12 protein-coding genes and 1 tRNA gene are annotated in these 10,397 nt (G+C 61.6%); 7 read left to right on the top strand and 6 right to left on the bottom strand.

All coding sequences use genetic code 11. The features are described 5' to 3' along the window. The first annotated feature begins 16 nt into the window (after positions 1-16). The 5 genes from FHW97_RS20935 (at position 17) to FHW97_RS20915 (ending at position 4,240) form a co-directional block, all read left to right on the top strand. A tRNA-Met gene (locus FHW97_RS20935) sits at positions 17-93 on the top strand. Positions 94-280: 187 nt separating this feature from the next. Next, positions 281-1,510: an integrase arm-type DNA-binding domain-containing protein gene (locus tag FHW97_RS20930; RefSeq protein WP_169042212.1), complete on the top strand. Its 1,230-nt coding sequence runs from the start codon at positions 281-283 to the stop codon at positions 1,508-1,510. Positions 1,511-1,806: 296 nt separating this feature from the next. Further along, a complete protein-coding gene (locus tag FHW97_RS20925; RefSeq protein WP_054132802.1) occupies positions 1,807-2,073 on the top strand; it encodes a PadR family transcriptional regulator in 267 nt (88 codons plus the stop codon). Then, entirely contained in the window at positions 2,070-2,693 is a 624-nt protein-coding gene (locus tag FHW97_RS20920; protein ID WP_054132801.1) for a hypothetical protein, read from the top strand. The genes FHW97_RS20925 and FHW97_RS20920 overlap by 4 nt, the downstream gene beginning before the upstream one ends. 71 nt (positions 2,694-2,764) lie before the next feature. Further along, a complete protein-coding gene (locus FHW97_RS20915) occupies positions 2,765-4,240 on the top strand; it encodes a serine hydrolase (protein WP_171799659.1) in 1,476 nt (491 codons plus the stop codon). Between the two features lie 245 nt (positions 4,241-4,485). Here the strand turns inward: FHW97_RS20915 and FHW97_RS20910 are convergent, their stop codons facing one another. After that, positions 4,486-4,908, bottom strand: coding sequence for a DUF4826 family protein (locus FHW97_RS20910; protein ID WP_082350281.1), 423 nt, complete (start codon positions 4,906-4,908; stop codon positions 4,486-4,488). 369 nt (positions 4,909-5,277) lie between these two features. Here FHW97_RS20910 and FHW97_RS20905 point away from each other — a divergent pair, with 369 nt between their 5' ends. Both FHW97_RS20905 and FHW97_RS20900 read left to right on the top strand, forming a co-directional pair. Further along, positions 5,278-6,186: a tyrosine-type recombinase/integrase gene (locus FHW97_RS20905; protein WP_054132799.1), complete on the top strand. Its 909-nt coding sequence runs from the start codon at positions 5,278-5,280 to the stop codon at positions 6,184-6,186. Positions 6,187-6,190: 4 nt separating this feature from the next. Further along, positions 6,191-7,390 carry an IS91 family transposase gene (locus tag FHW97_RS20900; RefSeq protein WP_054132798.1) on the top strand — a complete coding sequence of 400 codons (1,200 nt, stop codon included), beginning with the start codon at positions 6,191-6,193 and terminating at the stop codon, positions 7,388-7,390. Here FHW97_RS20900 and FHW97_RS20895 read toward each other — a convergent pair whose 3' ends face one another. The 5 genes from FHW97_RS20895 to FHW97_RS20875 form a co-directional block, all read right to left on the bottom strand. After that, the gene (locus FHW97_RS20895; protein WP_156306782.1) at positions 7,391-7,528 is read right to left on the bottom strand and encodes a hypothetical protein; all 138 of its coding nucleotides are present in this window, start codon (positions 7,526-7,528) and stop codon (positions 7,391-7,393) included. It lies immediately after the preceding gene. A 426-nt stretch (positions 7,529-7,954) separates the two neighbouring features. Continuing rightward, positions 7,955-9,271, bottom strand: coding sequence for a Na+/H+ antiporter NhaA (gene nhaA, locus FHW97_RS20890; RefSeq protein WP_156306780.1), 1,317 nt, complete (start codon positions 9,269-9,271; stop codon positions 7,955-7,957). Positions 9,272-9,399: 128 nt separating this feature from the next. After that, positions 9,400-9,705, bottom strand: a complete 306-nt coding sequence (locus tag FHW97_RS20885; protein WP_148291587.1) for a hypothetical protein — start codon at positions 9,703-9,705, stop codon at positions 9,400-9,402. A gap of 2 nt (positions 9,706-9,707) precedes the next feature. Beyond that, the gene (locus tag FHW97_RS20880) at positions 9,708-9,869 is read right to left on the bottom strand and encodes a hypothetical protein (protein WP_156306778.1); all 162 of its coding nucleotides are present in this window, start codon (positions 9,867-9,869) and stop codon (positions 9,708-9,710) included. After that, complete coding sequence (locus tag FHW97_RS20875) at positions 9,866-10,177, bottom strand: hypothetical protein (RefSeq protein ID WP_022674598.1); 312 nt, start codon at positions 10,175-10,177, stop codon at positions 9,866-9,868. The genes FHW97_RS20880 and FHW97_RS20875 overlap by 4 nt, the downstream gene beginning before the upstream one ends. Positions 10,178-10,397: the final 220 nt, after the last annotated feature.

Genomic DNA, 10,397 nt, shown 5'->3' with positions numbered 1-10,397 from the left:
CGGGGCCGCAGCGCATCGCGGGGTGGAGCAGCCCGGTAGCTCGTCAGGCTCATAACCTGAAGGTCGCAGGTTCAAATCCTGCCCCCGCAACCATACAACAACATGCCAAACCGCCTCAGGATACCCCGAGGCGGATTTTTTGTGTCTTTATTCCGTGCCTTACATCCGAGTCGCGCCTTCTCAGGATGGCTCTCCGGACCCCATCGAACGCCAAGACGTCGATTTGCATTTGGGGGTATTTTATGGGGTAATCGCCGCAACCCCAGCGGAGTACCCCCAGATGGCGCTCAAGGAACTCGAAGTCCGCTACGCGACCAAGCGGCAGAAAGACTACAAGCTCGCCGATGGCGAGGGCCTGTACCTTCTCGTCCGGCCCAACGGCTCAAAGCTCTGGCGGATGAAGTACCGGTTCGACGGCAAGGAGAAGCTGCTCTCCTTCGGCCGCTATCCCGATCTCAGCCTTGCCGAGGCGCGGCTACGCCGCGCCGAAGCTAGGGTGGCGCTGGGGCAAGGGAGGGACCCTGGCGCCAGCAACAAGTCGCCAGCCGGCAAGACGTTCGAGCAGGCGGCGCGGGCCTGGCATGAGAACCGCGAGGGCAATCTCGACGAAGGCCACGCCAAGCGACTGATGACACGACTTGAGCGTGATGCGTTCCCCGTGCTCGGCAATCGGCCGCTGCGGTCGATCACCAGTGCCGACGTGCTGGCCATGGTTCGGGCCGTGGAAGCGCGCGGCGCGCTCGACGTAAGCCGGCGTATCAAGCAGCACGTCAGTCAAATCTATCGCTTCGCGATCCCGCAAGGCTGGGCTGATCAGGATCCGGCGGCATATCTGTCTGATCTGTTAAAGCCGAAGCCGCGCGTCCGGCACATGGCGCGGGTGGGGCTGCAGGAGCTGCCTGCGCTGGTTCGGGCAATCGACAGCTATGACGGCGAGGAGAATCCGCGCCGTCGCGCCGTAACCCGTGCGGCGTTGCTGTTCACGCTGTTGACCTGGGCCCGGACCAACGAGACCCGCCTTGCGCGCTGGGACGAGTTCGAGCAACTCGATGGGCCCGAGCCGCTGTGGCGCGTGCCCGCGGCGCGGATGAAGATGGAACGCGAGCACCTTGTGCCGCTGTCGCGTCAGGTCGTGTCGTTGCTCAGCGACGTCAGGATCTATTCGACGAGTGGTTACGTCTTCGGCGGTGACAAGCTGGGCCAGCCCATTTCTCAGAACACCATGATCTACGGTTGTTACCGCATGGGATATCGCGGTCGACAGACAGTCCATGGCTTCCGCGGTCTGGCCTCCACCTGGGCCAATGAAGCCGAGTGCTATCGTGCCGATTGGATCGAGATGGCACTTGCCCACACCGACCGCGATGATGTCCGCAGCGCCTACAACAGCGCGTTGTACCTGTCACCGCGCCGGCGCATGTTGCAGGAGTGGGCCGATCACGTGTTTGGCTTCTTGAAGCAAAACGGCACCCTCCACGTTGAAGGTTTCGAAATAGCTCACACGCCCTGACATGCGCCTGCTGGCAAAATGCGGATCAGCGATCGGTTACTGTAACCCCATCATGACGAAAGGGGGGGGGCGGTTCCCGCCCTAAAAACGGCCGTCCAGTATCTCGATCTTGATCGTCGAAACTGACCATTCGTTCAGTCAGGTTGTGCACCCCTTGATTGACATTTTTCAACGCCGTCGGCCATGGTTTGCCTGCCAGCACCTTCGTCTCCCCGAGCAGTTCAACAGCGCTTGACTCTTAAATCTACATATGTTGATCATAGCGAATGATACGAAACCGTCGCCCTTCAAAGCAGATGACCTCCCTGCTGCAGGCCCTGTCGGACCGGCAGTGGCACCACGGCTATGATCTGATGAAGGAAACAGGCCTGCTCTCGGGCACGCTCTATCCGCTGCTGATGCGGATGACCGACCAGGGGCTGGTCGAAGCGGAATGGCGCGAGCCCGTTCAGCCCGGCCGCCCAGCACGCCACGCCTACCGCCTGACCGCCAAAGGCTACGCGCTGATGCAGGAGCTTGCGCCCGGCGCTGCCCCACTCTCACCCAGGGCCGCCGGGATATGATGATTGCCTTCTCCCGCGCGTTGATGACGTTGGCCTGCCAGTGTCTTGGAGAAGCCCGGCGTGAATGGGCGCAGGCGATGTGGGAGGAGTTCGATATCGCCGCCGAGGACGGACGCGGGTTGAGTTTCGCGATCGGATGCCTGATCGGCGCCTTGCGCCAGATGCCGATGGCGCAGGAAGGGCGGTTCGTCCTGACCAATTACACGCTGGCAATCGCCGTGATGGTCCCCATCGCGGCCATGGAAATCAGCGCCGCGCTGCTTGGCCTGCCGCATCTGTTCGGCGGCAAGGGCGGACCGGGTGCCGGCATGGCCGTCGCGCAAAAGCTTATCATTGGCGGCGCCTATCGGGTGGTTGCACCCTCGCTGAGCTTGCTGCTGCTGCTGTCCGGAGGGGGACAGTTGCGTCTCGCCTGGCTGATGCTTGAGCGCGACTGGCGGCGCGCGACCTCGACCGGCGTCGCCAATCTGGCCGCGATCACGACCTTGATCCTGTTTATGGGCTGCATGTTCCTCGACGTCAGCCAGGCCATCACGCTGGCCGTGGTGCTGGGGATCGAACTGGGGCTGATCGCCGGCCTTTGCCGGTGGCACGAAGATCTCAGCCTGCCGCCTTCGTAACGCTGTCATGCTCGGGGAGCCGCGCCTCCCTTCCCCCGACGCTGGAGACCCAGACGATGCCGCAAGCACGAATGACCTTTTGCGCCCTGTTGCTGGGCACGATCGCCGCCTACCCCGCCATCGCGCAAGCTGCGCCCAAGGCGTGTGCCGCGCCTTCCATCGCCATCGGCGGACCCAGCAATGCGCACACCGCCTATGTCGAAACCAGCTTGCGTCCGGCGGTCATCAGGCCGGGCGAGCAGCCGCTCACGCTCGTCGAGGACATGCGCCGGTACGATGTGCCGGGAATCAGCGTCGCGGTGATCCATGAGGGCAAGATCGCCTGGGCGCGCGGCTGGGGCCTGCGCGATCTTGAAAGCTGCGCGCCGGTCACCCCGAACACCACCTTCCAGGCCGCCTCCATCAGCAAGGTCATCACAGCAATCATCGCATTGCGGCTGGTTGAGCAAGGCAAGATCGGGCTGGATCGCAACATCAACGAGGCGCTTCGCTCCTGGCAGATGCCGAAGGACGACAAGCTGGCGCCGCATGGCATCACCCTGCGCCAGTTGCTCAGCCACACGGCCGGTCTTGGCGTCCATGGCTTCGATCAGGCATATCGGCCCGGCGATGTGCTCCCCACGGTCGTCCAGATTCTGGACGGGTTGCCACCTGCGGACAACCAGCCCGTGCGCAGCGTGCTGCCCGCAGGTGGCCAGTTTGAATATTCGGGCGGCGGCTACATGGTGGCACAACTGGCCCTTTCGGACGTCAGCGGCATGCCTTTCGCCGAACTTGCCCAGCGCGAGGTGCTCGGTCCGCTCGGCATGACGCGCAGCGCCTTTGCCATGCCGCCATCGCCGAAAATCCGGGCCGACATGGCGTTTGGTTCGGCCTGGGGCAAAACGATTGCGGGCCATTACGCGGTCATGCCCCAGCTCGCACCGGCGGGCTTGTGGACCAGCGCGAGCGACCTGGCGCGCGTGTTGATCGATCTGCAGGCCTCTGCCGCAGGTGAGAACGGGCATCGCCTTTCGCCAGCGATGACGCGGGAGATGATGACACCGGTCAAGGACAATTGGGGCCTCGGGCTGGCGCTCTATCCCGACGAGGCTCCGCGCTTTGGCCATGATGGCGTCAATCCGGGGTTCGAATCCTTCATGATCGCCTATCGCGGGAAAGGCGAAGGCATCGTGGTTATGACCAATGGCGGAGATGGCCGACGCCTGACCGCAGACGTCGTGCGTGCCGTCGCGACCGATTATGGCTGGCCGGAGATCGCAGCCCCCGCAACCGGGGAAAAGACGCTGTCGCTCGCCGAGCTTTCCAGAGCGGCCGGCCATTTCGAGGGCGGTGGGCTCAAGGTCGATTTCGAAGCGCGCCCGGAAGGCTTGTTTGGCAGGCTCGCCGGAGCCCCGGCCTTCGAGCGGCTGATGGCCTTGTCGCCCGTCAGCTTCCGGTCCGAAACGATGGGCATCACCTGTAAATTCGCACCGGATTTTTCGAGCTGCACCATTATCGAGGGCGGCCCTCCGATGAAGCTGGTACGCTCGAAGACGCCAGCATAGACAACCGAACGGCGTGAATCTTTTTTCATCGATGTGATGGTTCAATCCGAAAAGACCGGTCCGGCTTGCAGCCAAACTCTTGCCCTGCTTGTTTCCAGCATCGCCGCCAATCCAGACATTCGCTGGGCTGGATGCCGACTACGAAACCTTGCTTTCGTTCATCAAAAGGGGCGAGCCAACGATTGACCAGTTCTGCGCGCGCCCCGAATAGCCCTGATGGCCCCAAATTGGGGGGCGGATATTATTTACTCATCCCAATTCTCATCATCCGCAACAATCTCCAGAAGTGCTTTCGCGCGAGCTGCGAGAAGAGGAGCCAACTCTGTGTGGCACTTGCCGTTCCCCAATTGCCAGCTGTCGAAAGTCTCGCCCTTTAGCCATTTTTCCGCTGCAATCTGCCAACGCTGCCCGATGTCACGCAAACCTTGTCGTGGGTGTCGCTCGCCGCGACATTCCGTGTAGTCCGTTGGCAAATCACCTGATACAGCCCACCATCCGACCGAACCGGGATGTTCTGCGCTTTCAACAGCCCAAACCGACAGCATCGGCGGCATGTACCAAGCAGGCCATTCGCCCACACTTGTCGAGGCGCACTTCTCGCCAGCAAGATAAGTCACAACATTGGATCGTTGCTCGGCACACCAGCGTTCTTCATCTTCGTCGGTCATGGCGAATTTAGATGCTAGCCATAGTCACAGGTCAAGCCGATTTAATACCGCCATGAGCACCAAGTCCGGAACGGCAGATTTTTGTGCGTGGATGGCGAAAGTCGCCGTCAGCGCGCCCGCGTTAAGCTCGGGTGGCTGCCGCCTTAATTCCGGACGTTCAGGGACCCAGTCTGTTGCGTCGGAACCCGTCGTTCGTTCACCGTCGCCGTGGGGCTATTGAATGACGAGGGCTGGGACTTGTACGAACCCGCTGGCGCGGGAGTGGTGCCTGCCTTGAGGTCTGGCCAGTAATCGGCGGTCTTGGTCTAAGTTGAGGTGTGGGCCATGTAGGCAGACGATTGCGGCTCCTTTCAACCGAGGAGTCGTACCATGACCAATGTTCAGTCTGATGCCCCCGTCACTTCACTGCGTCAGCGCATGATCGAAGACATGAACATGCGCCGGTTCACGCGGAAGACCCAGTTCGATTACGTGCGGCATGTCGCGAGGTTCGCCACATATCTTGGGCGTCCCCCCGATACCGCGACGGCAGAAGAACTCAGGCAATTCCAGGTCGAACAGCGCGAGGCGGGTGTTGGCATCCCGACCATGAACAGCATCGTTTCTGCGCTGCGTTTCTTTTTCACTCACACGATTGATCGCCCGGATCTGTCCCGCAAGCTCTATACGGTCAAGAATCCGCGCTCCTTGCCCATTGTCCTCAGCCGCGACGAGGTCGTGCTTCTCCTCGGCGCGACCAACTGCCTGAAGCACAAGGCTGCACTGTCCGTTGCGTATGGTGCTGGCTTGCGCGCTGCCGAAGTCACGATGCTGAAGGTCCGCGATGTCGACAGCAAGCGCATGCTCCTGCGCGTGGAGCGCGGTAAAGGCGGGCGCTATCGCAATGCGCTCCTGCCCGCTGACCTTCTTGCCCTTTTGCGCGAGTGGTGGACGGTCGGCAGCAAGCAAGGCGTCATGCATGCCGATGGCTGGCTGTTCCCAGGCATGCACAATCTCAAGCCGCTCAGCACCAGGCAGCTCCATCGGATCGTTGTCGATGCTGCCGAAGCTGCGGGTATCAAAAAGCGTGTCGGCCCACATACCCTGCGCCACAGCTTCGCGACGCATCTGCTGGAAGACGGCGTCGATATTCGGATCATTCAGGCGCTGCTCGGGCATGCGAACCTCGAGACCACCGCTTTCTACACCACGGTCGCAACCCGAACGGTGCGCGCGGTCATCAGTCCGCTGGACAAGTTGACGACGCTGCTCGAGCCGCAGGTGGCTCCTCCCGGCTGAGCCGGTGCGCACCTCGCTCGAGGTCGCCGATATCTTCCGTAGCGCCGGGCCCGCCTATCGGGCGGCCCACGCCGGGCATCTCAGCCTCGGCCAGCTCAAGGTCATGACGGCCATCGAGAATTGCCGCACCGCCGCGCTGGGCGGTCACGTCGAGGCCTGCGACGACTGCGGGCACTGGCGGATCGCCTATAACTCGTGCCGCAACCGGCACTGTCCCAAGTGCCAGGGCGCCGCCGCACGTACCTGGCTGGCCGCGCGTGAGGCCGATCTGTTGCCGGTCGGCTACTTCCACGTGGTGTTTACCGTGCCCGCCGAGATCGCCGACATTGCCTGGCAGAACAAGGCGGTGGTCTATGACCTGCTGTTCCGCGCTGCCGCGGACACGATGCTGACCATCGCCGCCGATCCCAAGCACCTGGGCGCACGTATCGGCATCACCGCCGTGCTTCACACCTGGGGATCGGCGCTGACGCACCATCCGCATGTGCACATGATCGTGCCCGGCGGCGGCATCGCGCTCGGGGGCACGCGCTGGATCTCGTCGCGCCCCGCATTCCTGCTGCCTGTGCGCGTGCTGGGGGCCTTGTTCCGCCGGCTGTTCCTCACGCGCCTCTTGGCGTTGTTCGACGCGGGAAGGCTCGGCTTCTTCGGCACCTTGGCTGGCCTCGCACAGCGCAAGGCCTTCCTGCGGCATCTGTCGCCCATCCGGAAGAAGCGCTGGGTGGTCTATGCCAAGCCGCCCTTTGCCGGCCCGCAGGCGGTGCTGGCCTATCTCTCGCGCTACACGCACCGCGTTGCCATTTCGAACCGGCGGCTCATCGGGTTCGACGAGACCGGCGTGACGTTCCGGTACAAGGATTATCGCCGCGACGGTGGCAAGCGCCAGCAGGTCATGACGCTGGCAGCCGACGAGTTCATCCGCCGCTTTCTGATCCACGTCCTGCCGCGCGGCTTCCACCGCATCCGGCATTACGGCCTGCTTGCCAGTTCAACCCACAAGGAGGCCATGGCGCTGGCCCGCAGGCTGCTTGGCGTCGCCGCGCAGATTGAAGAGACCGACACCGACCCCGACGTACCGACCGATCATCGCCCGCCATGCCCATGTTGCGGCGGGCACATGACCATCATCGAAACGTTCGCCCGCTGGTGCCAGCCCCGCGCTCCGCCGCAATCGGCGCCGCCGACCCGAAAGAACACGCCATGATCAGGCATGGCTTACCCTGCATGATGGCCGTGAACGTTGCGCCTCGGCCAATGGGGATAGGTGTGTCGACGCCGCCAGCACAGTCAAAACTGGGCTCATCGCCAGCAGGATCAGCGGCGCTTCGAGCACAATGGTCATCTGACTTCCATGCTGTTCCGCCCATCACGGGCTGGCCGGTGGGCTTGCTTCAGTCACCCCAATCCACACCAAAGCCCTTTTACCCATAGACGTGTGCGAGCCTCACCGCGGGTCATACTTGTAAGACTTTCGTACGCCTGCCGGCGCCCGAAACCCTTCGACGAAGCCGCCATTCTCCGCTCGTCGCTTGAATGACGGCTTGCGGCAAGAGCAGCCGCTTGAGGCTACTTCGAATATCATTTTTAGTAGACTGAAGTTGGTCTCACTGCCACTAGCGGCACCGCCGACATGGCATCATCCGTGCCGACGCTAAAACGCGCCTCTTCGTCGACCATCATCTGGGGCATGATCCTATAGCCATAGCCGGCAAAGATGCCGCCGACCAAAGAGTCTAGCTCCCTGCCCGAACTTATCGTTGGATGGTCACTAGGCATTCCCTCGTTTGTGCCGCGTCACCCAATAAACGGCCAACAGGCCCACGACAGCCGATGCGAGTGAGGCAAGAAGAATTCCCAGCTTCGCCGCAACCAGCAGCGTCGAAGGATAAGCGAGGTTCGCAATGAAAAAGGACATAGTGAAGCCTATCCCGGTCAATAAGCTGCTGGCTGTAAGGAAAGACCAGTTCAGGCCTGCTCCGAGCGTTGCAAGGTCCGAACGCAGCGCCAGCCAGCTGAAGAGCAGAACGCCTATGGGCTTGCCGAAGACCAGCGCGACAAAGATCGCGACTGTGACAGGTTGGATGTCGGACGTCGAAAACGCGACCCCCGCATTGGCCAGGGCGAAGAGAGGCATGATCGCGAACCCCACCCAGGGGTGCAGCATCATGTCCAACCGCTCCAACGGCGATAGGGACTCACTGATAGCTCGGCCCGCTTCTACAAGTTCGCGGCGATCTGATGTGTCGCCACTCCACTCATGATCGCGCGGTTCCAGGACGTTCCCGAGGATGGCGCGCAGACGCGGCACACCCACCCAGATTCGCGCCGGGGTCATTAGCCCGAGTATGACACCGGCGATCGTCGCGTGGATGCCGGAGGCGTCAAGGCACAGCCAAAACGCGGCTCCGAAGAAAAAGTATATCGGGATGCTTCGGATGCCCAGACGAGCGGCGATGACGATTACACTCAGGACCATAAACGCAAGACCGATTGCGACGAAATTCAAGGCGTTTCCGTAACCAATCGCCACGACCAGGATGGCGCCGATGTCATCAAAGATCGCCAAGGCTATGAGAAACAGGCGCAAGCTGTGGGGAACGCGCGAACCAAAGAGCGCAAGTCCCCCGATGACGAACGCCGTATCGGTCGCCATCACCGTTCCCCAGCCGTGCGTGCCGGCTTTTCCGGCCAGAATCGCAATGTAGATCGAAGCAGGCACCATCATGCCGCCCAGCGCAGCTGCGAAAGGAAGGACCGCCGTTCGCAGGTTTCGCAATTCGCCCAGAGCGAACTCGCGCTTCATCTCCAGGGACACCACGAAGAAAAAGAAGGTCATCAATCCGTCGTTGATCCAGTGCCCCGTTGAACGGGGAAAGTCCAACGAGCCGATCTGCAGGCCGATCTGCATCTCCCAGAAGGCCAGGAATTGCCCAGACCAAGTCGTATTCGCGACGCTCAATGCGACTATCGTAGCGACCAGCAACAATCCCCCGGCTGCGGCCTCGACCCTGAGGAACTGCGTGAACGGCTTTGTTATTCGGTCGGCAAACTCGTGCGGCAGGCCTGGATTTGCGGGATCGATCATCTCGCCCTCTTCAAACTGCGGCCTAAGGGTTGTAGTATTCAGGAACGGCATGCCTGCATGCCGTGATCGCCGGTCACAGGATGCTAACGTACAAGCGATAGATCTCCTCCGATTTTTGGTGGCTCAATTTAGCGGCTTTCGAACCCCCTGTCCGGGTTTTCGCTGAGCAGCCTGTCCTCTTCGCTGGGTATCCTCTCATTTTGAAGAGCGGCCATGTCCGCAATGATGCGCGTTCGTTCGCGACATGCTTCGCGTTGTTCGGCGGCAAGGGCCACGGCGCCCCATGCGTTGGCCGCTTTCTCGGCCACGCGGCGGATGTTCTCCAACACCGCATTGGTCGCGCGATCGCGCTGGACATTCTCCTGCATCCGGCAAAAGGTCGATGAAAGCTCCATGGAACGTCCTTTCAAAAGCTTCGATGCCTTGGTGGCCAAGATCAGGAGGGTTTCCCGTCACGTCTGGCCTGAGCAATTGCGTCGCTCAGCTTCGAGTAGCGATAATCCTTGTAACGATACTGATCGACCGGAACGCGAGTGATCTCGTAATGAGCCATCTGCTCGGCCGCAGCGGCTCCCTCCAGTTCAGAAGGATCGTTCATCCTGGTTGCTCCTGCGACTGAACACTGGCCCACGCTGCTTCAAGCTTGGCCTTTTGCTGGCGAAGGACGCGTGAGCGATGTGCATAGGTGTTGTAACGCGTCCCTACCCGCCCATCGGCAAAATCGCTGGCCAGCTTGCTTTCCATGCAACGAACCTGAGCTTCGAGCGTCTCGACATCGCTGGCGGAAAGCGCGGGGGTTGCGGTCGGGAACTTCGCTCCGGCGACGTGACCGCCCTCATTCTCCCAATTGTCCTCACGCAGGGATCGCGCGGCGTCACCCTGCGCACCACTGGATTGCGGGATCATGGGAAGATTGAGTGGAAGTTCCGCTCTGTCCGTACTCGTTATGCTACTGGATAAAAAGGACATCGTTCGTCTCCGTCAACGAGCGGGAGCGCGAACTGTCTCTCGGCCGCATTCGAGCCCTGGGCATTTGGAGTGCGGTAACTTCGATATGGGGTGTGCAAAGGCGAAATACCATAGGCGGAGAGCCCATTTGGCAAGATACGCTCTTATCCACTGCGCA

The organism is Novosphingobium sp. SG754 (genome assembly GCF_013149315.1).
GTDB classification, from domain to species: Bacteria; Pseudomonadota; Alphaproteobacteria; order Sphingomonadales; family Sphingomonadaceae; genus Novosphingobium; species Novosphingobium capsulatum.
The sequence above is the reverse complement of the archived record's forward strand: the minus strand, read 5'-3'. Positions and strand labels throughout refer to the sequence as shown.